Origin of the sequence: Sphingomonas sp. So64.6b, assembly GCF_014171475.1 — a bacterium.
Lineage (GTDB): Bacteria > Pseudomonadota > Alphaproteobacteria > Sphingomonadales > Sphingomonadaceae > Sphingomonas > Sphingomonas alpina_A.
Genome location: NZ_CP048817.1, coordinates 1,729,436 through 1,753,131 on the forward strand (window position 1 = coordinate 1,729,436; position 23,696 = coordinate 1,753,131).

Here is a 23,696-nt window from a genome sequence, read left to right on the forward strand (position 1 = left end):
CAGCGTACCTCGAGCCTTCTCCCGCTCTATCATTTCGTCGGGCGGTTCCTCGATAGGGATGCGAAGACGACCTGCGATGCGCGTCGCGCCTTCAGCGCGATGGTCTGCTGGGGAGCTGAAGCTGAGATTTAACAGTCACGACCCGCGGCATATGCGATTTTCGACCGCACAATGACCCCGCACAAGTGGGATGCCGGAGCGTCCGCATTGAACGCTCTCGATATTAAAAGCTGCGAGTCCGGTACCGGCCACTTCCGGTTGTATCATCATACCTGAACGGACGCCTGCTTTCGGGCGGCAGCAAAGGCGCGTGAATGGCTTATTGTGGGTCGGAAGCGGTCATCACCATGCGGGTTCGCAAACGACACAATCGCCCTTTTTTTAGAGCAATATCGACTTGGGTGGAATCGCTACCCCCTCCGTTCGGCGCCGGACTGGATCCGGGGCTGTCGAAGCCCAAGCGTTGCGCGTGCCCTTCGACAGGCTCAGGGCGAACGGAAGGAGGGGGGAGCAACTCAGCTCGAACCCGCTCCGGGGTCGGGCGCCTTAGGTTCGGCCCGCCATCAAATTCAGCAGTGCGTCGACATCGACCGGCTCCGAACAGAGAAAGCCCTGATAATATTGGCACCCTTCCTTGGCCAGAAGGTCGAGTTGCTCGGTCGTCTCCACGCCTTCGGCGATCACCGACAGGCCAAGTGACCGCGCCATGTCGATCACCCCGCGCACCACCACCCGGTCGCGCGCGGTGCCGGCGATGTCCTGGGCGAGTTTCTTGTCGATCTTGAGATAATCGAGCGGCAGCGATTTGAGATAGGCAAGGCTCGAATAGCCCGTGCCGAAATCGTCGATCGCGATGCGGCATCCCGCGCTGCGCAAGGTTGCGAGCAGCGTCGATGCGACACCGAGATCCTCGATCAAGCCGCTTTCGGTGATCTCCAGCGTAAGTCGCTTGCGCGGAAAACCGCTCGCGTCGATCCGGTCGAGGAACAGGTCGGCAAAGCCCGGTCGAGCGATATCGCCGGCGGTCAGGTTAAGCGAGAGGCGTAATCCGGCCAGCGCAGCAGGCCAGGCCGCGGCACGCGCCATGACAATGCGTTGAATATGGTCCGACAGCCCGATCTCCAGGTCGGCCCGGGCGGCCGCCGCGAACAACGCGTCGGCCCCGATCGTACCGAGCACCGCATGGTCCCAGCGCGCCAACGCCTCGACCCCGACGATTTCACCGGTCGAAACGGACACCTGTGGCTGAAACAGGATGTCGATATCGCCCTGCTCGATCGCCTGGCGCAGTTGTGACGCGAGGCGGTCGATTGGTGCATCGCTCTCGCCGGCTTCGGCAACACGCACCGTCGCGCTGTCCGATGCCTTGGCGTCGGCCAGCGCTTCACTCGCCCGGCGCAGCAGCTTGGCGGCATCATCTTCCGCGCTACGCTCGGCCATGCCGATCCGGCAGCCCAGCACGACGATCGATTCGCCGACTACGAAGGGCCGTGCGAGCGCGCCGGCGATATGTTCGACCGCCAGATCGATCCGCTCGCGCGGCGCCGCGGTCGCGATAAGATATTCCGAGCCGCCCATTCGCGCGACAAGCGCGCCGCGTTCGAGCGTTTCGCGCGCGACCTCCTCGATCCGGCGATGCGCGCCGCGCAACAGGCCGTCGCCCGCCGACCGTCCATAAGCGGTGTTGACGATCCCGAAGCGGTTGAGCGCGACCAGGATGACGGTCAGCGACCCATCCGCGGCGCCCTGCTCCGATCGCGCAAGGCGACGCTCGATCCAGCGCCGCGCGCCGCCCGCATCGCGCGACAGCGCCAGCGCATCGCGCATCGCCGCGACCGAATCCGGTGCGCTGCCGAGCGGCTCGACCAGTGCATCGATCCGCCCGCCCTTCTCGTCGAGTTGCAGGTGTTGAACGACACGACCAACATTGGTCAGGTCGTGCGCGAATGCGGTGGTGTGGCGCGCGCCCGCAAGGCGGCGCAGCGCGGCAATCGCAGCACGGCGCTCCAGCTTGTCGAGCTTGCGCAACAAGGTGCGCGGCGAAGGCTCTTCGTCGAGATCAAGCAATCGCGCCAAGCCGGGAGTCAGCAGGATTGCCCGGCTGCGCAAGTCGAGCCGCCAGCCAAGCGGGTCGGCGGGGCCGCTTGCCTGCCATTCGCCCGCCATGCGGTCGGCGTGACGCGCGGCAAAGCGCAGCGCCTGGACGAATTCCGCCTCGCTGAACGGACTGGCGAGAAAATGCGTGGCGCCAGCATCGTAAAAGCGCCCGATCGCATCGATATCACCGCGCGATACAAGGGCGAGCATTGCCCCGCCGTTCGATCCGATCGCCCCACCCAGTGCCGCCGTCGCTTCGAGCCCCTCGGCTAGCGAACCACGCGCATCGATCACCGCGACCGGTGCGCCACTGCCAAGGAAACGCCGCTCCGCGCCTTCGACACGACGCGCAGCGACGACATGCCAGCCGGCATCTGCGGCGATCGCGGCGAGTTCGTCCCGCTGACGGAACGAGAGGATATAAAGCGGGGCCAAACTCGCTTCAGTCACAGAACTCGCATCCCCCCGCCCATCCCGAGCCCGTCGAAGCACTAGCTTGGCTCTTTCCGACGTTTACGACCGAAGAACAAGGCTTGCCCGGCGTTGGTCCGAACATGGTCTTCGAGCGGACGCAACGTCGAACACTCTTGTTACCGACCCGACGAAAGCCTAGCTCTCACTCATGACATGCGCGCCAGCCCTGATCGACCGCCACGGCCGCACGATCCGCTATCTGCGCATCTCGGTCACCGATCGATGCGACCTGCGCTGCCGTTATTGCATGGCCGAGCAGATGGTTTTTCTGCCCAAAGCGGCGCTGCTCAGCCTCGATGAGATCGCGATCATTGCCGAACGCTTCATCGCGCGCGGTATCGACAAGATCCGGCTGACCGGCGGAGAACCGCTGGTGCGGCGCGATGTCGGCGATCTGGTCAAGCGCCTCGGGCGGCATGTCGGTGCCAAGGGACCAGGGGGGCACCTGAACGAGCTGACCATGACGACCAATGGCAACCGGCTCGCCGAGCACGCCAATACGCTGGTCGATGCCGGCATGCGCCGTATCAATGTCAGCCTCGACAGTCGCGACCCCGACCTGTTCCGCCACATCACGCGCCACGGCGATGTCGCCCGTGTGATCGGGGGCATCTTCGCCGCGCGCGATGCCGGCCTTGCGGTCAAGATCAACATGGTCGCGCTGAAGGGCTGGAACGAGGGCGAGATCGCGCCGATGCTCGCCTGGTGCCGTGACGAAGGCCTTGATCTGACGCTAATCGAAACGATGCCGCTCGGCGCGGTGGATGAGGACCGCACCGACCGTTTCCTGCCATTGACTGCGGTGATGGACGATCTGCAGGCGCAATTTCCACTGATCCGCGATGCCCATAACAGTGGCGGTCCCGCACGCTATTGGCGGATTGCCGACACCGATACGCGGCTTGGGCTTATCTCACCGCTCACCGCCAATTTCTGCGACACGTGCAACCGCGTCCGCCTGACCACCGAGGGTGTACTTTATACCTGCCTTGGCCATGACGATCAGGTCGACCTGAAGGCGATCCTGCGCGCACAAGGCGTGGATGGTCTCGACGCGGCGCTCGACGCCGCGTTGCTGACCAAGCCCGCGCGGCATGATTTCGACATCGCCGCCGCCAGCCCGGCAGTGGCGCGGCATATGAGCGTTACCGGCGGATGAGCGATCCGCAACGGCGCGCGCTGGTCGCCTCGCCTACGCCACCGGCTCAAAAAGCCGCCAAGGAGCTGGCCGACGCGCACGACTGGGTCCATCCCGAGGATGCAGACCTGATCGTCGCGCTCGGCGGCGATGGTTTCATGTTGCAGACGCTTCATGCCATGCTCGAACGGCGCAAGCCGATCGTGCCGGTATTCGGCATGAACCTGGGCACGGTCGGCTTCCTGATGAACGAATGGCGGCGCCACGGTCTCGACGAACGGCTCGCGCGGACCAAGCCGTTCAAGGTCACGCCGCTGGCGATGACCGCCGTCACGGTCGGCGGCGATACCTATTCGCTGCCCGCGATCAATGAAGTCTCGCTGTTGCGCGAAACGCGCCAGACAGCAAAGCTGGAGATCACGCTCAACGACCGCGTCGTCATGCCCGAACTGGCCTGTGACGGTGTATTGGTCGCCACACCGGCAGGGTCGACGGCATATAATTTCTCGGCACAAGGCCCGATCCTGCCACTTGGCTCCAGCCTGCTCGCGCTGACGCCGATCAGCCCGTTCCGGCCGCGGCGCTGGCGCGGCGCGATCCTGCCCGACAAGGCGCGGATCAGCATCAAGGTGCTCGAGCCCGCCAAACGCCCGGTCAGTGCGGTCGGCGACCAGCGCGAAGTGCGCGACGTCGCCCGCGTCGACATCATTATCGACCGCTCGCGCGAACTCACTTTGTTGTTCGATCCCGAACATGCGCTCGACGATCGCATCACGATGGAGCAATTCGCGGCTTGAAGCCCTTGCATCCTCATTTCAGCCGGTTATAGAGCCCGCCACGACATATTCCCTGATAGCTCAGCGGTAGAGCTCTCGACTGTTAATCGAGTGGTCGTAGGTTCGAATCCTACTCAGGGAGCCAGTCACAGCCCGCGGAAATCGCTGATCTGCCGTCCGCGGCGGATCAGGCGGAATCGTCGTGATCATACGCCCCCTTATATTCCGCCGGACTTCGATCGAGCGCTTCTCGATTTGCCGGCGCACCCGGATGGCAAACCGGGCCTGAGCCATGCTGCTTGACCGTTCGAAGGCCGGGGCGCATTGTATCCTACCGAAACAATGGCCGAAGGCCGGAGCCGGTACCGCTCAATCGCGCGGGCCAAAATGGGAGGGGCATGATGATGAGCGCCGTCGAACATTTTTCGACCCGGCTGGTGCCGCCCCAGGAGCGGCAATTGTTCTGGCGGGGGGTCGTCGCGGATACCTTTCCCGGCATGACCGCCTATGCGTCCGAGGGCATCAGGGCAGACCTTGATCGATGGTCGCTTGGTGACGTGGGGCTCGCCCGCGCCCAAAGCGGGAGGGCTCATATCAGCCGGATCGCGATCGGCAACGAGGCGAACAACCTGATCTTCCACCTCCAGCGCCGCGGACGGACCACGCTGGTCCATGGCGACGAGACGATAACGGCCGGTGTCGGCGATATCATCATCGCGGACGATGCCAGGCCGTATTCAGTCGAGATTTCGGAGTTCAACGACTGCCTCATCCTCCAGGTGCCGGCGGCATTGCTTGGTCCGGAGATCACGCGGTTCGATCTGCACGGCCGGCTATTGTCCGTGAACGATCCGAATGTGGCCTTTCTCAATCACCTGCTGCTCGGTTTATGGGGTCAGCGCGAAATGTTCGACCGGATCGATGATGGCATTGGCGGCCTGCTGGCGGACGCCGCGCGGATCGCCTGTGGCCGGAGCGGACCACGAACGATGAAATGCGCGGATGCCTCGCCGGTCGAATTTGCACTGCGCAATCTGGGCGATCCGGCGCTCGGCACCGCGATGATCTGCGACGCGACCGGCTTGTCCGCGCGTGCCGTGCAGAAAGCGTTCGTTCGCAAGGCGGCACTTACCCCGACCGCCTTCATCACCACCCGCCGCCTTGCGCGCGCGGCCGACCTGCTGGCCTGTCCGGACGGGCGGAGCGTCACCGACATCGCCTTTGAGGTGGGATTCAACGATTCAGCCTTTTTCAGCCGTTGTTTCCGGCGAAGCTATGGCGTCACACCGAGCCAGTGGCGCGCGCGATCCCCCGGCGGGCGAGCCTAAGGGTCCAGACCCTAAACGGTGCGGTACCAGTTCGTTTCTGTCCATCGGACAGGTTCGTTCCAATCCAAGACCCATCTGGATTTCACGCCTACATTCAAAGTTCGACCGCCGGGACAGGCGCGCGTTTTTTTGGGGATGGGTTCATGAATAGATCAGCTGCGGCACTGCTGCTCACGACAACGGCATTGATCGCTTTTCCGGCAATGGCTCAGGATGCCACGCAGGCTGCGCCCCAGGCCGCAGCGGCAGCCGCGCCGGAACCTGCCGACGATACTCAAGGGGGTATCGGCGACATTGTGGTGACGGCGCAGAAGCGTGCGGAAAATGTCCAAGACGTGCCGATCGCCATCTCCGCCTTCACTTCGGAAGCGCTGCAGGAGCGCGCGGTCGGCAGCGTCGCCCAGCTTTCCGCGATCGCTCCCAATGTGAACCTCGATGCGGGCACGCCCTTTTCCGGATCGACCGCCGTACTTTCGGCCTATATCCGAGGCATCGGCTCGGACGATTTCGCGTTCAACATCGATCCCGGCGTCGGCATCTATCTTGACGGCGTCTATCTCGCCCGCACCGTCGGCGCGAACCAGGATCTGCTGGATGTGGAGCGAGTCGAGATCCTGAAAGGACCGCAGGGCACGCTGTTCGGGCGGAACACGATCGGCGGCGCCATCTCCATCGTCACGCGCGACCCAGGCGATGTTTTCAAGGTCACCGGCGATGTGACCACGGGCAGCTTCAGCCTGCTTCAGGCGCGCGGCTCGGTTGACCTGCCGATCACGGACAGCCTGAAATCGTCCTTCACCTTCGGGGTCAAGAGCCGCGACGGCTTTCTCGAGCGCGTCCCCTACCCTGACGAGCGCGCCAATAACGCGCCCTCCTTCACGGCTTTTTCCGCCGCCGGCTATGACAGCGCGAAGCGTGAGGGAGCGAACGAGAACTGGAACCTGCGGGGCAAGCTGAAATGGAACGACGGCGGGCCGCTCAAGGTCACGCTGTCGGGCGATTACAGCAAGGACAATGGCACATCGGCGAACACGCTGCTGGGAACGACCGAGATGGTGCCGGGGAATTTCGCCGGCACCTCCAACTTGCCCGGAACCGCGTTCGATCCGACGGGAACGACCGGATTTCTGTTCGCGGGCCTGTATAATTTCTGCATCGGCAGCACCACGGCGCAGATTGCCGCGCGTAATGCCGCGGCGCTGTGCGGGGTCGCGGGGACGCAATTTAATCCGCAATTCCAGCTGCCCAGCTATGCCAGTGTCAATGTCGATGGCAATCCGGCCAATGATCGCCTGCCATGGGATGGCCGCTACGTCACCGGCGACCCGGACCGCAGCTATGCGACCGGCAACAGCTATTCCAGCCTCAAGTCCTGGGGCCTGAGCGGCGTGGTCGATTTCGACCTGTCGGACAATGTCTCGCTGAAGTCGATCACCGCCTATCGCGAGCTGCACTGGAACGCCGGGCTAGACGCGGATGGTTCGCCGCTCAACTTCCTGCAATTGAGCTTCACGATGAACCAGTGGCAATTCAGCCAGGAGCTGCAGTTGCTCGGCAAGGCGCTGGACAGTAAGCTGAACTATGTCCTGGGCGCTTATTATTTCAAGGAAGCGGGCGACCTTCACGATTATGTGACGTTCGCGGAAGGCTTGGTCCAGGTCGATGGCCCCAATCAGCTGAAAACCGACAATTACGCGTTTTTCGGCCAAGTGGATTATCGGCCGATCGACCTGATCGGGATCACTCTGGGCGGGCGTTACACGCGCGAGCAGAAGGAGTTCGAAGGCGGCCAGCAGGAACTGAACGGGTTCAACTACAAGCTGTTCGGCTGCTCTGACCCGAACGGCAACATCACGCCGAACGGCCCCTTCCCGCTCGCCCCGATCCCGTGCAGCGTGGGCCTGTCATTCCCCGATCCGACCAATCCGGTGCGTGTCTATACGCCCGGCATCAACCAGAAGAAGTTCACCAACTTCTCGCCCAAGGTCGGCATTCAGCTTCATCCCAACGACGATGTCATGATCTATGGCAGCTGGTCGAAGGGCTACAAGACCGGCGGCTGGACCACGCGATTGACCAACCCGCAAGGCAAAGTCGCTCCCGATTTCGACGAGGAAAAGGCAACCACCTGGGAAGCCGGCATCAAATCGACGCTGATCGCGCGCCGCCTGCAGCTCAACCTCGCGGCCTTTTCGACTACCTACAAGAACATCCAGTTGAATATTCAGATCGGCACATCGCCGACCATCGACAATGCCGGCGATGCGCTGATCCGCGGTTTCGAACTTGAGATGGTCGCCGCGCCGATCAACGGCCTGACGCTCAACGGCTCGATCGGGTATATCGATGCCCATTATACGTCGGTGGCCGCGGCGACCGCAGCCGTGGGCGGGGCCAATGCCCTCCAGGCCGGTACGCTGGTGGGCGAGGATTTGCCCAAGACACCGCACTGGAAGGTCAATCTCAGCCCGCGCTATGAGGCGAAGCTCGGCAATGGCGGTTCGGTCATCTTGCTTGCCGACTGGACCCATACGTCCGGCGCCTGGAACGACACGCAGCGCACCCTTCTGCTGGAGCGGGCGGCGAGCGATATCGTCAATGGCAGTGTCGGCTATCGTGCGCCCAATGGGAATTGGTCGTTCACGGTCGGCGGCACCAACCTCACCGACAAGCGCTATTTGACCTCGGGCGGATCCAACGTCGCGGCCGGCGCCATCTTCGGCACCTATAACCGCCCGCGCGAATGGTATGCGCGGTTCGGTTTCAACTTCTAATCGTGCCGACGATGGAGATCGAAGCAGCGGTGGTCGAGGCCCCAGGCGAGTCGTTCAGGCTCGTCCGATTGCAGATGGATGCCCCGGGTCCCGACCAGGTTCGGGTCAGGATCCACGCCTGTGGTGTCTGTCATACCGATATGGTGATGCGCGACGGCGCGCTGCCCGTCCCCTTCCCGTGCATCTTCGGCCATGAGGGCGCGGGTGTGGTCGAGGCGGTGGGGCCAGACGTCACGAGCGTCGAGCCCGGCGACCATGTTCTCCTCAGCTTTCATAGCTGTGGAACGTGCCCCGCCTGCCACGACCATCAGCCGGGCTATTGCGCCGAATTCTTTCCGCGAAACTTCCTTGGCGGGATCGGCCCCGGACAAGGCGGGATCTGGCGGGGCGACGACCGGATCGGGGGCAATATCTTCGGCCAATCGGCTTTTGCCAGCCACGCCTTCGCGCACAGCGACAATGTGGTGAAGATCGATCGGGACCTGCCGCTGGAGATCCTCGCGCCGCTCGGCTGTGGTGTGCAGACGGGTGCGGGCACCGTGCTCGAAACGCTGCGCGTCCAGCCTGGCCAGTCGATCGCGATCCTGGGCGCGGGTGCGGTCGGGCTCTCCGCCGTGATGGCCGCGGTGATCGCCGGCGCGGGACGCATCGCGCTACTCGACCGCCACGCGCATCGGCTCGATCTCGGCAGGGAATTGGGCGCTACCGAAACCGCGGACGATATCGCCGATCTGAACGGGCCGTTCGACCATATCATGGATACGACGGGCGTTCCCGCGCTCCTGCAGCAGGCGATGGAAAAACTGGCGCTGCGCGGCACGCTCGCGCTGGTCGGGGCTTATCCCCCGGGACAGATGATGGAGGTGGAGCCGTCCGCGGTGATGGGCACGGGTCGCCGGATCGTCGGCGTGGTCGAGGGCGGGATCGACCCACGCCAGTTCATCCCGCGGCTGGTCGGTTATTATCGCGCCGGCAAGCTGCCGCTCGAAAAGCTCATCCGCACCTACCCGTTCGGCGCGATCGAAGAAGCATTTCACGCATCGGAAACGGGCGCGGTCATCAAGCCCGTATTGCTCATGCCCGATCGCTGACCCCCTATCGTTTTGATCTTGAGGCCGCGGTACGGCCGGGCAGTCTATCCGTTTCGAAAGAAGAAATCGAATGTCCGTCGATCCGCGATGCCATGGGAGACAAGGCGGTCGACCAGCAGCTGATAGGATTTAACGGGCTGTAATTTGGGGCGGCGAAGTTTAAAAGCAGATGAGGATCGATGCCGCCTCGTTCGCAGATCGTGACCCGAGCGCGGTGGACCCACGTGCTATCGCCCCCTATTCAACATGGATGTTCGAAAGCATCATCGTCGTCGCGCGAGACCGGCAGCGTCTTGCCGATATCAGTTCAGTCGCCACCCGCTTCGGTCTTGGTGCGCTGCTCGCGCGGCTGGGGCTGGAACGTCCGGCGCCACAGCCGGACGGCGAACCCGGACAAGCCCAGCCGCTGCCGGAGCGCTGCCGCATGGCGCTCGAAGCGCTGGGTCCGACCTTCGTCAAACTGGGCCAGATCCTCGCGACCCGCGCCGACCTCTTGCCGCCGGACTGGATCGCCGCGTTCGAGCAGTTGCACAGCGCCGCGCCGGTCCTGCCGTTCGAACAACTGCGCGCCGCGGTCGAAGAAGCGCTCGGCGAACCGCCCGAAACCGCGTTCGCATCGTTCGATCAGGAGCCGCTTGCCGCCGCGTCGATGGCGCAAGTGCATCGCGCGACGCTCAGCGACGGCCACGCGATCATCCTCAAGATCCGGCGCCCCGGCATCCGCCCGATGATCGAGGCCGATCTGCGATTGATCGCGCACCTCGCCAAGCTCGCCGAGGGCGCCAGCGCCGATATCGCCCGGCTGCGCCCGCGCGACCTGCTCCAGCAACTGACCGAAGCGGTGCTGGAGGAACTCGATTTCAGCAACGAGGCCCGCAATGCCGAGCGTTTCGCCAGCGACTTTGCCGGCAATGATCGCGTCGTCATTCCGGCGATCCACTGGGAGTGGACGTCCGAAACCTTGCTGGCGATGGACTATGTCGCCGGCACGCCACCGACCGACGCGGCACGGCTGGAGGCAGCCGGAATCGATCCACAGCGGATCGCCGCGCTCGGCGCGGAAATCATCCTCGACATGGTGCTGGTCAATGGCCGCTTCCACGGCGATCCACATCCCGGCAACCTGCTCTGTCTGCCCGGTGATCGCATCGCCCTGCTCGACTTCGGCATGATGGGCCATGTCAGCCCAAGGCGGCGCGAGGAGATGACCGGGTTCGTCCAGTCGCTCGTCGCGGGCGATCCGGCGCGGCTGGGCGAAGTCCTGACCGCGTGGACCGAAGGCGGTGGTGTGCCGCCGGCGCGGATCGCCGCCGCCGCCGACCGACTGATCGCCCGGCACGGCCAGGGTCGGCTCGTACTCGCCCGTGTCGTTGCCGATTTCATGGCGCTGATGCGCGAAGAGCGGCTTTCGATGCCGCCCGACCTGGTGTTGATTTTCAAGGCGCTGGTGACGATCGATGGCGTGCTGATGCGGATCGATCCGACCTTCGACCTCGCGGCGGCGGCGACGCGTGCCTGGGGCAAGGTGATGCTATCGCGTTATTCGAGCGAAGCGTTGCGCGACCGGCTGAGCGGGTTGCTGCTCGACCTGGCGGTGACCGGCGACGATCTGCCACGGCTTTTGCGCGCAACAATCAGGAAGCTCACCGCACCCGCGACCGATATAAGTCCCGATATCACGCGCCTCGCGGACGGCGCGTCGCGGACCGGGCGCCTGATTTGCCTGAGCGTCCTTGCGGCTGGCGCCATGATTGCGGCGGCGATCTTGCTCAACTGACCGCTGAAAGAATGAAGAGATGAGCTATTCATACAAGATAATCGCGTCGCCGGTCGGTGAGCTGACGCTCATTACCAGCGACAAGGGCCTGGCGGCAATCCTGTGGGAGAATGACGATCCGAACCGGGTTCGTCTTGGCCCGCTTGTCGAAGCGCCGGAAAACCCTTTCCTGGTCGAAACCGAACGCCAACTCGGCGCTTATTTTGCTGGTAGATTGACGGCGTTCACCGTTCCACTCGATTTCAACGGAACCGATTTCCAGAAGAGCGTCTGGACGGCGTTGCTGGACATCCCGTTCGGCGAAACGCGCAGCTATGCGCAGATCGCCCGGCAACTCGGCAGGCCGACTGCTTTCCGGGCGGTCGGCGCGGCGAACGGCAAGAATCCGATTTCGATCATCGCGCCTTGTCACCGCGTCCTGGGTTCGAGCGGCGCGCTGACGGGATTTGCCGGCGGGCTTGCCGCGAAACAATATCTGCTCGAAATCGAGGGCGCACGGTTGGCCGCCTGAGATCACCTCTTATCGTTCCCGGCGATACCAGAACGCATCGGCCTGACGCGCCATGCCGATGCGTTCGTAGAAGCCGGCCGCCTCCGGTACCGAGGCAAGGATGACGCTGACCGTCGGGCCAAGCAGGCGCCGGGCCTCATCGAGCAGGCCACGCCCGACACCCAGGCCCTGAGCGGCGGGGTTCACGGCGAGCTCCGGCACATAACAGGACCAGGCGAAGTCGGTGATGGCACGCATCACACCGACGAGTTCGCCCTGCGGCCCGTCGAGCCGCGCAGTCAGCATCAGGTCAGCCCGTTCGAGCATCGCAAGAAGGCGCCGCTCATCGTCGATCGGGCGGATCGCTCCGAGGCCGGATTCGACCAGCACCCGCCGAAATTCGGCAACCGGAAGTCCCGGTTCAGTGGCGTAGGTGACCCGGGGTCGATCGGTCATGCGAGTTTCAACGCCTTCAAAAATCGTTCGAGATGGACGCGGATCGCGGCCCCAAGATCACCACCCGGTGAAAAGCCCCAGAGCAGCAAGGCGCCCTGCCACTGGGCGATCATCAGCATACCGATATCAGCGGGTGCGCCCGGCGTTTCCGCGAAACAGTCTCCGACCCGGGCGGCGAGCTTTTTCACCCAGCGATGCCCGCGTGCGCGTAAATCCGGATGGCGCAAGTCCTCGCGCAATACATGGAGCTGATCGGCATAGCTTTCGACATCGCCATAACCCTGCGACAGCCGGTCGAGCATGGTGATCGCTCCCGCCGGGGTTCTCGGCTGCGACGCGGCGATCTGGTCGTTGTGCAGCTCAAACACATCCCAGGCATGAAGCATGGCGGCATGGATCAACGCCGCCTTGTTGCCGAAACGCTGGACAAGGGTCGACCCGGCAAGCCCGCTACGCTGCGCCAGCGCAGCGAAGGTCAGCGCGTCCGATCCCCGCTCCTGCATCAGGGCAAGCGCGTGACCGAAAATCGCTTCATCGCTGGTGGTTCGTGGCCGGGGCATCTTGCTCGATGATTAGTAAATGAATATTCGTTTATAAATGGCCTTTATTCAGACGCAAGGCGAGTCGGTCGGGGAGTTCGCATGAAACTGGCAGGAAAAGTCGCTCTGGTCGCCGGTGCCACCCGTGGCGCCGGACGCGGCATCGCCGCCGAACTCGGCGTGGCCGGGGCGATTGTCTATGTCACGGGGCGGACAACGCGGGCACAGCGATCCGAATATGATCGACCCGAAACGATCGAAGAGACTGCCGAGCTCGTCACCGCGCTGGGCGGCACTGGCATTGCGGTGCAGGTCGATCATCTGGTGTCGGAGCAGGTGCGCGACCTGGTAGCACGAATCCGCACCGAACAGGGCCGGCTGGATGTGCTGGTCAATGATATCTGGGGCGGCGAGCGGCTGATCGAATGGAACAAGCCGGTCTGGGAGCATGATCTCGACAAGGGCCTTCGCCTGCTTCGATTGCAAGTCGAAACGCACATGATCACGGCACACCATGCGCTGCCGCTGCTGATCGAGCGGCCCGGCGGGCTGCTGGTCGAGGTCACCGATGGACCGGCCGATTACAATGCCGATCACTACCGCATCAATCCGTTCTACGATCTGGCCAAGGTTTCGGTAAACCGCATGGCCTGGGCACATGCCAAGGATCTGGCGCCCTATGGTGCGACATCGGTGTCGCTGTCGCCTGGCTGGCTGCGCTCGGAAATAATGCTCGAGACATTCGGTGTCGCCGAGAAGAATTGGCGCGATGCACTGGACAAAGTGCCGCATTTCGCCATTTCGGAAAGCCCGCGCTTTCCCGGCCGGGCGGTGGCGGCGCTCGCTGCAGATCCCGAACGTGCGCAGCGGAACGGCCAATCTGTCACCAGTGGGCAACTCGCCCAACATTATGGCTTCACCGATCTCGACGGCTCACGTCCCGATGCCTGGCCTTATATGGTCGAGGTGCAGGATGCCGGCAAACCCGCCGATGTGACCGGTTACCGATAAGGCGAGGGCACCTCGCCCGCGCCTTCATTCCATGCGAGCAGGAACGTCAGTCGCCGTGCCCGCCCGCCTGGCGTCAATTTCGCGGCCTGTTACCGCCGGCATTTCCTTGCGCTCTGCAACCCGCGCAGGAAGCCACGGCGCGCGACGCCCGCATCGACCGCAGCGTTCATGCGGCGCTCGGCGGGGCCGGCGCCGCTGACTTCGCGGACGATGCCGCGGAACGGGATCAGCGAATTCACCACGGCGGCCCCGCCGACCTTGGCGATGTTACGCTTGTTCTGCGCCGGGGAAGACGTGAAATCGGGGCCGATAACGTCGTTCAACGCAGCGATCGACGAGGCAAGCTGCGCGCATCCACCAGTCCCCGCAGTCGTGTAAGGATCTTCGCTTACCTTGACGAGCAGCGGCGGAATCTTGGTTTTCTCGATTCCGACATCGCGCACCGGCTGAGTAACGATCTCTCCCGTGGACTGCTCCTTGTTCGATTGCGCGGTGGCAATGCTGCCCGGTGTGGCGATCGCGATCGCCGCGATCATCGCCAAAAAAGCGCCCTTGCGGTGACGCGTTTGCGCGTCTGATATCGACTTCATGTCCCTGATTCCTTGATGAGCGAATTCCGGCCGCGCGTTAACGGCACGCTGTACCCGTTACTGCACAGTCGCAATGGCCTTCACCCCTGGTGTCCGCTGCATCACAACTACCACATCCAACGCGCCGATCGGAAAGACGATCCATGTTGCTGGGATAGTTGCTGTTTTCCTGTCATGAAAAAGAACGCAACGGCGGTGACGAAATATCGTTCGGCGATGATGATACATCAGAGAGCGTCCGCGACGACATAGCCAAATGCAACCCGTTGCATTCCGAGGCAGCGTCCGGCGACGGCCTGTGCATCTGCTTTCAAGCTTTCCTGCGCCGTATCGAGCCGGCGGCCCAGCGTCGGCCGCCGCATCCCCGGGACATCGGCAGCCGAGCGGGCCATCAATCAGGAACAGTGGAACCCTCATCATGAACTCATCTCTCTCACAAGTCTTACCCATGGCTTCTCCCGCATCGCGCCGCAGAGGCACTTTTCAACGCAAGGCTTCCCGGCTGGCGATCCTCGCCGCTTCGGCCAGCTTCGCGGCGATCGCCTCGCCGGCTTATGCCCAGTGCGTCGAAGGGCCGCCGAACACCTATGGCTGCTCCGGGGTGACGGATGTGCCGCAGGTGATCGTAGATGACGACGCGACGGTAGTCGCCGATTCCGGCTTCACCGTCGACACCAGCGGCAACGGTAACGGTAACGCGCTGAGCGTGGCTGGCAACGGACTGATCGGCTTCGAAGGAGGAGAGAGCTTCACCGGCGCGGGCGTGAGGCTCGCGACGAACGGTAGCAGCGGCTCATCGGCTGGGGAGATCCTTGCCTTCTCCAACGCCGACATCTTCGCCAATGGCGCGCACGGGCTCTATCTCGACAATAGCGGCGGTGGCGATACCACCGTCAGCTGGGTTGGCACGATCTCAAACACCGGCGGTCACGGTGTCTGGGCCCGCAGCGAACTGGGCGCTGGCAATCTGAGCTTGATCGTCAAGGACGTGATCGGGCGCGACGATGGCGTCGTCGCCGTTTGGGGCGGCACCGGGTCGGTGGTGGTGACGGCGGTCGGCCCGGTGATCGGGCAGACCGGTTCCGGCATGTTCGTCTCCGGCGGCGGCGCGGCGGATGATGTCGATATCACCGTGGGCGACGTGACCGGTGGCAGCTGGGGCATTCAAGCTGGCAGCAACGGCACCGGTTTCGTCAGGGTCGAATCAACGGGGACCGTAACCGGGCTGGGCCTGGTCGGCATCCATGTCAATGCAGGGCCCAGCACCACCGGGGCGCTGGTCTTCGCCAATGTGGTCAACGGCCAGCAACAGGGTATCTCGGTGGGCAATGCTGGCCTGGGTGACACCAGTATCGTCGCCACCGGCGCAGTCACCGGCGCGACTTCGGCCGGCATCTTCGCATCCAACGGCGTCACTGCCGGCGATATCTCGGTCGCGGCGACCGAGGTTACCGGCAGCTATGGCATCATTGCGGACAATGACGGCACCGGGTCGACCCGCGTCGTTACGACGGGCGATGTGGTGGGTTTCGCAGACGATGCAATCGTCGCGCGGAACAATGTCAACGCTACCGATCTGCTGGTCGATACCCATAATGTCGAGGGCGCAGAGAACGGCATCCGGGTCCGCAATTACGGATCGGGCGTCACCATCGTGCGATCGAACGGCACCGTCACCGGGCAGGGATTGAACGGCATCCAGGCCGAGACCGGTACCGGCGGACAGGGCTTGCTCGTCGATGTGAACGAGGTGTTGGGCGGGAACAACGGCATCCTGGTGTTGAACCAGGGCACCGGTCCGGTGCGCGTGAGCGCGACGGGAAGAGTGATCGGAACGACCGGCAGCGGCATCGCGGTCGATAACGGCCCGGGGGGGACCGACATTCGGGTCGACGCCGCGACCGTGTCTGGCGGCCTTGTCGGCATCCGTACCACCAATGGCGGCACGGGCGAGTCGTTCATCACCACCACCGGGCTAGTGTCGGGCAGCGTTTTCGGCATTCTCGCGCAGAACGACGTGAGTGCGACCGACCTGACGGTCCACGCGACCGACGTGCAAAGCCAAAGCGATGCCATCCTTGCCGAGAATTTCGGAAGCGGCGAGACCAGCATCATCGCGACCGGCAACGTCATCGGCCTGAACCAGGTGGGGATCCGCGTCTTCGCCGACACCAACGCCGACGACATCACGGTGGAGGCCGGCAATGCCTCGGGCGGCTTCTCCGGCATATCGGTCGTGAATCTCGGCCTGGGCGACACCCGGGTCACCGTGAACGGCACCGTCCAGGGCGCCGATAACGCGATCAATGTCGTTTCGAACAATGGCCAGGGCGTGGTCATCATCAACAACGGCATTGTCAGCAACGCATCGGGACTGAGCGTCGATCGCGCGATCAGCGCAACCGGCTCGGTCGGGATCGGCAATGCCGGCAGCCTGATCGGCACGCTCGAGATCTCCGGCACCAACAGCCTGGTGCTCAATTCCGGCACCTGGCGGAGCATCGGCGGCACCAGCATTTTCGGCACCGCTGACGATCAACTGTTCAACAGCGCGACCGGCACGATCGCCGGCGCTACGGCCGCGGCAACGGCGGAAACCACGGTCTGGCAGGGGCTGGACAGCTTCCAGAATGCCGGCGTGCTGCGGCTCCAGGACGGCGGCACCGGCGACCTTATCCAGACTTCGGCAGCGACCATTTTCGCGAACGGATCGGGGCTGACGGTGGACATTGGCGGCGCGACCGGCACCGACATGTTCCGCACGACCGGGACGGTCCAGATCGAGGCGGGCAGCCGGCTTCAGTCGGTGACCGGCCAGCCGCTCGTGCTGCACGGCAAGCATGTCGTGGTCCAGGCGGATGGCGGCCTGACCGGCCAGTTCATCTATGAGGACAAATTCCTGACCGCCTTTGCGGGTTTGCGCGACGGCTATACCGCGACCACCGCGTTCATCGAGTTCGCCCAGTTGCGCGCGCTGGCCGATGCCGGGATCACGCCCAATCAGAAGGAGACGGCCGGCGGGGCCGACAGCCTGCCCAACGGCAATGCGGTCAAGGACGCGCTACTGTTGTTGCCGAACGACGCTGCAGCCCAGAACGCCTTCGACCAGCTGTCGGGGGAAGTCCATCCATCGGCACGCGGCGCCATGGTCGAGGATAGCCGGTTGCTGCGCAACGCCGTGCTCGATCGCCTGGCCGATAGCGGCAGCGATGACCATGGGGGCGGCGCGATATGGGGCCGGGCCTTTGCCGACACCGGCATCAGCGACGGCGATCTCAATGCCGCGAAGGTCAACCGCGACACGCGCGGGTTCATGATCGGGGTGGACCGCGCGATCGGGCCGGTGACGATCGGCGTCGCCGGGGGCTGGTCCGACACCGACCTTCGGATCGCTCGCCGCGACAGCAAGGCTTCGGTGGAGACCATCCATGGCTTGCTCTATGCCGGGGGTCAGTTCGGTCGCTTCAACCTGCGCGGCGGGGTCGGTTATGCGCGGACCTCAACCGAGACTGAGCGCCGCATCGCCTTTCAGGGGTTCAGTGCCGCGCCGCGCGCCGATTATCACGGATCGGTCCTGCAAGGCTTTGTCGAGGCCGGGTATCGCGTGCCGCTGGGCGGCGGCCATGTCGAGCCGTTCGCCGGCCTGACCGCACTTCGCGCCAAGACCGACGCGTTCAAGGAAGCCTCCGGGCCGGCCGCCCTGTCGGGCAAGGCGATCAGCGAGGACAGCTATGGCTCGACGCTCGGCCTGCGCTTCGAGACGAGCCGGGCCGGCGCCCTGTCGCTGCGCGGCACCATGGCATGGCGCCATGGCTGGGGCGATCTGACGCCGGCCGGCCGGCATGCGTTTGACGGCGGCACGGACTTCACCGTGCTTGGCGCCAGCGGGTCGCGCGACGCGGGCATCGCCCGGATCGAGGCGCAATATCGCTTATCCTCCAACGTCACTTTGGGTGTCGCCTATGACGGCGTGCTCGGAACGGGCGGCGAGGATCACGCGATCACCGGGGGCCTGAAGATCGTCTTCTGACGATCCGGCACCGGCGGGCAGGTCTCGTTCCTGAACCTGTCCGGCCCTCCGGGTGGCGCATGCCGCCATCCGGAGGGATTGATTTGTGAACGCCGCGGATAGCCGCTCGCACCTCGCGGCGTACCGAAAGAGCGGCGCTATTTCTCCGTCGCTTCAAACACGCCATCCCAATTGCCGATCGCGGGGTTGACCCGGAATCGCTCGATCCGTTCCTGCATCAGGCAATGCTGCTTCGATCGCAGCAGCGCCGTGAGCCCGGCAGGACCAAAACCCCTTGCCGCACAGCAATTTCCAATACGGCATGCCCGCCATTTCGCCGCGTCCCCATTCGTCGCATTTCCGACGATTTGGGTAACCCGAAATAGAGAATAACGCTTGCGAAACGACCCCATTAAGCCGTTAGTCAGGTTCGGGAAAACAAAGTGAAGGCGTAAAAATCCTGATCGGAAACTTACGGCTTTTAGATCGTTCCACCGTTAACGGCATATGCGGCTCGTTCAATCGCATCTTGCCGTATTGGAGAAATCGAATGTCTGCCTCCCCGCTCCGTCGTCGCCTTGCCACTGCCGCGCTTGCCTCTGCCTTACTGGCCGTTGCCGGTTGTGCGACCGAATCCACTTATCGCCCCGCAACTGGATCGGGTTTTGCCCGATCAGGCTATAGCGACCGTCAGGTCGAGCCGAACCGCTATCTCGTCAGCTTTTCAGGCAACAGCTACACCTCACGCGACACGGTCGAGCGCTATCTGCTGTTCCGCGCGGCCGAACTGACCGTGCAGAGCGGCAATGACTATTTCATCCTGACCGAACGTGATGTCGATCGCCAGACGCGGACCTATAGCACGCCGTCGTTCGGTGGCGGGTTCGGCGCCTATGGCGGTTGGGGTCCGAGCTGGCGCTATTATGGCCGTGGTTATGGCTGGCGCAGCTGGAGCCCGTTCTGGGGCGATCCCTTCTTCGACCGCGACATCGACGTGCGCACGATCGACCGGTTCGAGGCGACTGCCGAGATCGTGACCGGCAAGGGTCCGAAGCCACGCGACAATGTCCGTGCTTTCGACGCCCGTGCGGTGATGGATTCGATAGGGCCGAGTGTCGTCACGCCGAAATAAGAGGTAAGTTTCGAAAAAGGGCCGCGCCGACCGAGGTTGGCGTGGCCCTTTTTATGCCTGGTGAACCAGCCGGCGTGATGAGGCTCTTGCCTCTCCCCGTTCGTGCTGAGCTTGTCGAAGCACCGCTCTCTCACTCTCTGCCGTCGCAAAGAAGAACGGCCCCCCTCGACTGCCTGCCAAGGCAGGCGCTCAGGACAGGCTTCGACAAGCTCAGGGCGAACGACTTTCGGGGGCGACAGAGCCGCCCTTAAATCGCGCCGTGGCAATGCTTGTACTTGCGCCCCGATCCGCACGGGCAAGGCGAGTTGCGGCTGACCTTGCCTTCCCAGTCCGCCGGATCTTCGCCGATGTCCGAACCGTCAAGCTGCGGGATCGACAGCGGTGGCAGGCGCGTGGTGATCATGCCTGAACCGCCATCCACATCCATCGTGTCGTCGTCCCCGGAGAAGGGGTCAAAATGGGTCGTGATGAAATCGGGCAGGTCGGGCAGCTGCGGCGGCTCGTCGTTCATGCGGAATTGCGCATAAGCGATGGTCCGCGTGACATCTTCGCGGATGCTTTCGAGCATGCGCTGGAACAGCGAGAACGCTTCCTGCTTATATTCATTGATCGGCGTCTTCTGCGCATAGGCGCGCAGGTGGACGACCTGGCGCAGCGCGTCGAGCGTTGCCAGATGCTCCTTCCAGTGATGGTCGAGATTCTGCAACAGGATCGACTTTTCGACCTGGATCCAGGTTTCGGGATCGAGCTCGCTTGCCTTTTGCACGATCAGTGCGTCGGCCGCTTCGCGCACGCGCTCCTCGATCATTTCCGGATCGACTGCCTCTTCGGTGAGCCAATCCTGGATCGGCAAGTCGAGATTGAGCGTATCGGCGAGCTTCTCCTTCAGCGCCTCGACATTCCATTGCTCGGGATAGGAATTGGGCGGGCAGGCATCGCCGACGATCGCATTGACCGTCTCGGCACGCATATCCTCGACCACGTCGCCGACCGTCTCGGCGTCCATGATGTCGCTGCGCTGTTCATACACGACCTTGCGCTGGTCATTCATCACATCGTCATATTCGACGACCTGTTTGCGCACGTCATAGTTGCGCGCCTCAACCTTTTTCTGCGCGGTCTCGATCGCCTTGGACAACCATTTCGATCCGATCGCCTCGCCGTCGCCGATATTGTTGCGCATCATCCGTGCGAACAGCGTATCCGGCCCGAAGATGCGCAGCAGATCGTCGTCGAGGCTGAGGTAGAAGCGCGACAGGCCGGGATCGCCCTGGCGGCCCGAACGGCCGCGCAGCTGATTGTCGATGCGGCGGCTTTCATGGCGTTCGGTGCCGAGCACGAACAGCCCGCCGGCGGCGAGCACCGCCGCCTTTTCAACCGCGATCTCGCTCTTGATCCGGGCTATGGCGGCGTCGCGTTCCGGGCCTTCGGCGATTTCGGTAAGTTCGTCATTGATGCGGAATTCGAGGTTGCCGCCAAGCTGAATATCGGTGCCGCGGCCGGCCATGTTGGTGGCGATGGTCACGACGCTCTTGCGGCCCGCCTGCGCCACGATATGTGCCTCGCGCTCATGCTGGCGCGCATTGAGTACCTCATGCTTGACGCCTTCCTTGACCAGGAAATCGCTGAGCAGTTCCGACTTCTCGATCGACACCGTGCCGACCAGCACCGGCTGGCCCTTGTCGGCATGGTACTTGATCTTCTTGGCGATCGCCTGAAACTTGTCGGCGGTGTCCTTGTAGAATTCGTCTTCCTCGTCGACGCGCTGGATGTCGACATTGGTCGGGATGGTCACGACGTTCATCTTGTAGATGTCGAAGAATTCCGCCGCCTCGGTCGCCGCGGTGCCGGTCATGCCCGACAGTTTCGGGTACATGCGGAAATAATTCTGGAAGGTGATCGACGCCATGGTCTGGTTCTCGGGCTCGATCTCGACGCCTTCCTTGGCCTCGACCGCCTGGTGCAGGCCGTCCGACCAGCGTCGGCCGTCCATCATACGGCCAGTGAATTCGTCGATGATGATGACCTTGCCGTCCTTGACGATATAGTCGGTGTCGGCCTTGAACATCACGATCGCGCGCAGCGCCTGGTTGAGGTGATGCACCACCTGGGTGTTCTCGAAATCGTAGAGATTCTGCCCCTCGAGCAGGCCCGCCGCTTCAAGCATGCGTTCGACCTTCTCGGTGCCGTCTTCGGTCAGGATGATCGTCTTCTGCTTCTCGTCCTTCTCGTAATCGCCGGGGACGAGCTGCTTCACCACTGCATCGACCGACTTGTACAGATCGGACTTGTCGTCGGTCGGGCCGGAGATGATCAACGGCGTGCGCGCTTCGTCGATCAGCACCGAATCGACTTCGTCGACGATCGCCATGGCGAACGGGCGCTGGACCATCGAGGCGCGTTCATACTTCATGTTATCGCGCAAATAATCGAAGCCGAACTCGTTGTTCGTGCCGTAGGTGATGTCGGCGTGATAGGCTTCGCGGCGCTGTGCATCGGACAGGTTGGGGATGATCACTCCGACGGTCATACCGAGGAATTTATAGACCCGGCCCATCCACTCCGCGTCGCGCGCGGCGAGATAGTCGTTGACGGTGATGACATGGACGCCAAGGCCAGGCAGCGCATTGAGATACACAGCGAGCGTCGCGACCAAAGTCTTGCCCTCGCCGGTACGCATCTCGGCGATCTCGCCACGATGGAGCACGATTCCGCCGACCATCTGCACGTCGTAATGGCGCTGGCCGAGCACGCGCTTGGCCGCTTCACGCACCGTGGCGAACGCCTCGGGCAGCAGGTCGTCGAGCTTGGTGCCGCCCGCCAGCCGCTCACGGAACACGGTGGTTTGGTTGGCCAATTCCTCATCCGACATGGCCGAGATGGTCGGTTCGAAATCGGCAATCTTGTTGACGATCGCACCGAGCGATTTGACGTAACGGTCGTTCGAGGAACCGAAAAGCGATTTGGCAAGGCCGCCGAGCATGGAGAATTCCTGTGAATTTTAGGTTGGGTCGCGGCGGGGCGTGCCCCTGCCGTCGACAAGAGAATGGCGAGATGCGGCGCGAACTGGCGCCGGCGCGTCTTATTTGCGCGGTTTGCTCAGATAGAGCGGGACCGGCGCGAAGATCGCTAGGTCCGGGGAAACGAGCGGCAGGGTGACGGTCGCGGCAAACCGGGGCTCAGTGACGAGCGCCAGATAGGACCGGACCTGACGAACGCTGGCCACCTGTGCGGTGACCGACGCCTGCGCACCGGCGATGGCGCCGGCGCTCTGATGGAACTGCGCTTCCGGTGCGCGCACGCCGGAGATCGCGCCGGTCAGCGCGCTCAGCAGGGCAGAAATGAAAAGCAGCAATTGCATAGGTCTGGCGGCATGTAGTGCGCCGCCCGGCCCGCGTCCATCATTTACACGCGACGCACGGGTCGTCATCGGTCCTGGATCTGCCACTTCACCGAGCGAAGGGTGAACGCCGTCCAGATCGGCCGGCCACCGGCATCGCGTGCGGGCAAGAATTCGCCATTCTCCATCGCGAGGCGACAGGTCGCCTCGTCGAGCGAGTTCGATCCGCTGCTCGATATGATCCAACACCGTCGCGGCAAGCCTTCGGGTCGATCGCCAGGCCGACCGTGACCCGCCCCTCCTGCTCTTTGCGGCGCGCATCGGGCGGGTAAGAATCCGGCGGGAACCAGTCGGCCATATTGCCTTTCGGCACAGCCAGGGTCGCCGGTGTGGAATAGGGCGGATCCGGTTCGCGCGGCGCGGGCCGTGCCCCAGGGCCGGCAGGCTGCTCGGTTGGTGCGGCCGGCGCTGCGATCACCGCTGGTGCCGGTGCGGCCTTGCCGACCGCCTTCGGACTGGCGTTGCCCGCGCGATCGCGCATCGGCAGCGCGATGAAGATGATGCTGGTCACGATCAGCAGGCCGCATATCGCCAGCACAGCGATGGTCAGCCGCTTGTCGGAAGCGCTTTTCGACGCGGTGGACGGGTCGTTGCCGCCGCTCAAGAGCGGCACA

At 63.7% G+C, this 23,696-nt stretch carries 17 protein-coding genes and 1 tRNA gene; 11 read left to right on the forward strand and 7 right to left on the reverse strand.

The features are described from left to right. Positions 1 to 546: 546 nt before the first annotated feature. Positions 547 to 2,547, reverse strand: a complete 2,001-nt coding sequence (locus tag G4G27_RS08295; protein WP_183112890.1) for a bifunctional diguanylate cyclase/phosphodiesterase — start codon at positions 2,545 to 2,547, stop codon at positions 547 to 549. Positions 2,548 to 2,719: 172 nt separating this feature from the next. Here G4G27_RS08295 and moaA point away from each other — a divergent pair, with 172 nt between their 5' ends. From moaA to G4G27_RS08335, 8 genes are all read left to right on the forward strand, one after another. Further along, positions 2,720 to 3,730 (forward strand): GTP 3',8-cyclase MoaA, encoded by a 1,011-nt coding sequence (gene moaA, locus G4G27_RS08300; protein WP_183112891.1) that lies wholly within the window; start codon positions 2,720 to 2,722, stop codon positions 3,728 to 3,730. Continuing rightward, positions 3,727 to 4,506: an NAD kinase gene (locus G4G27_RS08305; protein WP_183112892.1), complete on the forward strand. Its 780-nt coding sequence runs from the start codon at positions 3,727 to 3,729 to the stop codon at positions 4,504 to 4,506. Before moaA ends, G4G27_RS08305 begins: the two co-directional genes overlap by 4 nt. A gap of 49 nt (positions 4,507 to 4,555) precedes the next feature. Next, positions 4,556 to 4,630: transfer RNA gene (locus G4G27_RS08310), tRNA-Asn, on the forward strand. A 259-nt stretch (positions 4,631 to 4,889) separates the two neighbouring features. Beyond that, entirely contained in the window at positions 4,890 to 5,813 is a 924-nt protein-coding gene (locus tag G4G27_RS08315; protein WP_244624606.1) for an AraC family transcriptional regulator, read from the forward strand. Between the two features lie 143 nt (positions 5,814 to 5,956). Then, on the forward strand, positions 5,957 to 8,587 hold the full coding sequence (locus tag G4G27_RS08320; protein ID WP_183112894.1) for a TonB-dependent receptor: 2,631 nt from the start codon (positions 5,957 to 5,959) through the stop codon (positions 8,585 to 8,587). 11 nt (positions 8,588 to 8,598) lie between these two features. Then, the gene (locus G4G27_RS08325) at positions 8,599 to 9,678 is read left to right on the forward strand and encodes an NAD(P)-dependent alcohol dehydrogenase (protein ID WP_183112895.1); all 1,080 of its coding nucleotides are present in this window, start codon (positions 8,599 to 8,601) and stop codon (positions 9,676 to 9,678) included. A 250-nt stretch (positions 9,679 to 9,928) separates the two neighbouring features. Beyond that, positions 9,929 to 11,455 carry an AarF/UbiB family protein gene (locus tag G4G27_RS08330; protein ID WP_183112896.1) on the forward strand — a complete coding sequence of 509 codons (1,527 nt, stop codon included), beginning with the start codon at positions 9,929 to 9,931 and terminating at the stop codon, positions 11,453 to 11,455. A 19-nt stretch (positions 11,456 to 11,474) separates the two neighbouring features. Further along, a complete protein-coding gene (locus G4G27_RS08335; protein WP_183112897.1) occupies positions 11,475 to 11,966 on the forward strand; it encodes a methylated-DNA--[protein]-cysteine S-methyltransferase in 492 nt (163 codons plus the stop codon). A 9-nt stretch (positions 11,967 to 11,975) separates the two neighbouring features. Here the strand turns inward: G4G27_RS08335 and G4G27_RS08340 are convergent, their stop codons facing one another. Both G4G27_RS08340 and G4G27_RS08345 read right to left on the reverse strand, forming a co-directional pair. After that, positions 11,976 to 12,401, reverse strand: coding sequence for a GNAT family N-acetyltransferase (locus tag G4G27_RS08340; protein ID WP_183112898.1), 426 nt, complete (start codon positions 12,399 to 12,401; stop codon positions 11,976 to 11,978). After that, a complete protein-coding gene (locus G4G27_RS08345) occupies positions 12,398 to 12,961 on the reverse strand; it encodes a TetR/AcrR family transcriptional regulator (protein WP_183112899.1) in 564 nt (187 codons plus the stop codon). Before G4G27_RS08345 ends, G4G27_RS08340 begins: the two co-directional genes overlap by 4 nt. An 81-nt stretch (positions 12,962 to 13,042) precedes the next feature. Here G4G27_RS08345 and G4G27_RS08350 point away from each other — a divergent pair, with 81 nt between their 5' ends. Then, positions 13,043 to 13,951 carry an SDR family oxidoreductase gene (locus G4G27_RS08350; RefSeq protein ID WP_183112900.1) on the forward strand — a complete coding sequence of 303 codons (909 nt, stop codon included), beginning with the start codon at positions 13,043 to 13,045 and terminating at the stop codon, positions 13,949 to 13,951. Between the two features lie 89 nt (positions 13,952 to 14,040). Here the strand turns inward: G4G27_RS08350 and G4G27_RS08355 are convergent, their stop codons facing one another. Then, positions 14,041 to 14,487 (reverse strand): hypothetical protein, encoded by a 447-nt coding sequence (locus G4G27_RS08355; RefSeq protein ID WP_183113693.1) that lies wholly within the window; start codon positions 14,485 to 14,487, stop codon positions 14,041 to 14,043. A 502-nt stretch (positions 14,488 to 14,989) separates the two neighbouring features. Here G4G27_RS08355 and G4G27_RS08360 point away from each other — a divergent pair. Continuing rightward, positions 14,990 to 18,571 (forward strand): autotransporter domain-containing protein, encoded by a 3,582-nt coding sequence (locus G4G27_RS08360; RefSeq protein ID WP_183112901.1) that lies wholly within the window; start codon positions 14,990 to 14,992, stop codon positions 18,569 to 18,571. Between the two features lie 529 nt (positions 18,572 to 19,100). Then, positions 19,101 to 19,682, forward strand: a complete 582-nt coding sequence (locus G4G27_RS08365) for a hypothetical protein (protein ID WP_183112902.1) — start codon at positions 19,101 to 19,103, stop codon at positions 19,680 to 19,682. Positions 19,683 to 19,929: 247 nt separating this feature from the next. Here the strand turns inward: G4G27_RS08365 and secA are convergent, their stop codons facing one another. The 3 genes from secA to G4G27_RS08380 form a co-directional block, all read right to left on the reverse strand. After that, on the reverse strand, positions 19,930 to 22,665 hold the full coding sequence (secA, locus tag G4G27_RS08370; protein WP_183112903.1) for a preprotein translocase subunit SecA: 2,736 nt from the start codon (positions 22,663 to 22,665) through the stop codon (positions 19,930 to 19,932). 99 nt (positions 22,666 to 22,764) lie between these two features. After that, the gene (locus G4G27_RS08375; RefSeq protein ID WP_183112904.1) at positions 22,765 to 23,043 is read right to left on the reverse strand and encodes a hypothetical protein; all 279 of its coding nucleotides are present in this window, start codon (positions 23,041 to 23,043) and stop codon (positions 22,765 to 22,767) included. Between the two features lie 88 nt (positions 23,044 to 23,131). Next, positions 23,132 to 23,695 (reverse strand): hypothetical protein, encoded by a 564-nt coding sequence (locus tag G4G27_RS08380; protein WP_183112905.1) that lies wholly within the window; start codon positions 23,693 to 23,695, stop codon positions 23,132 to 23,134. Between the last annotated feature and the right edge of the window lies 1 nt (position 23,696).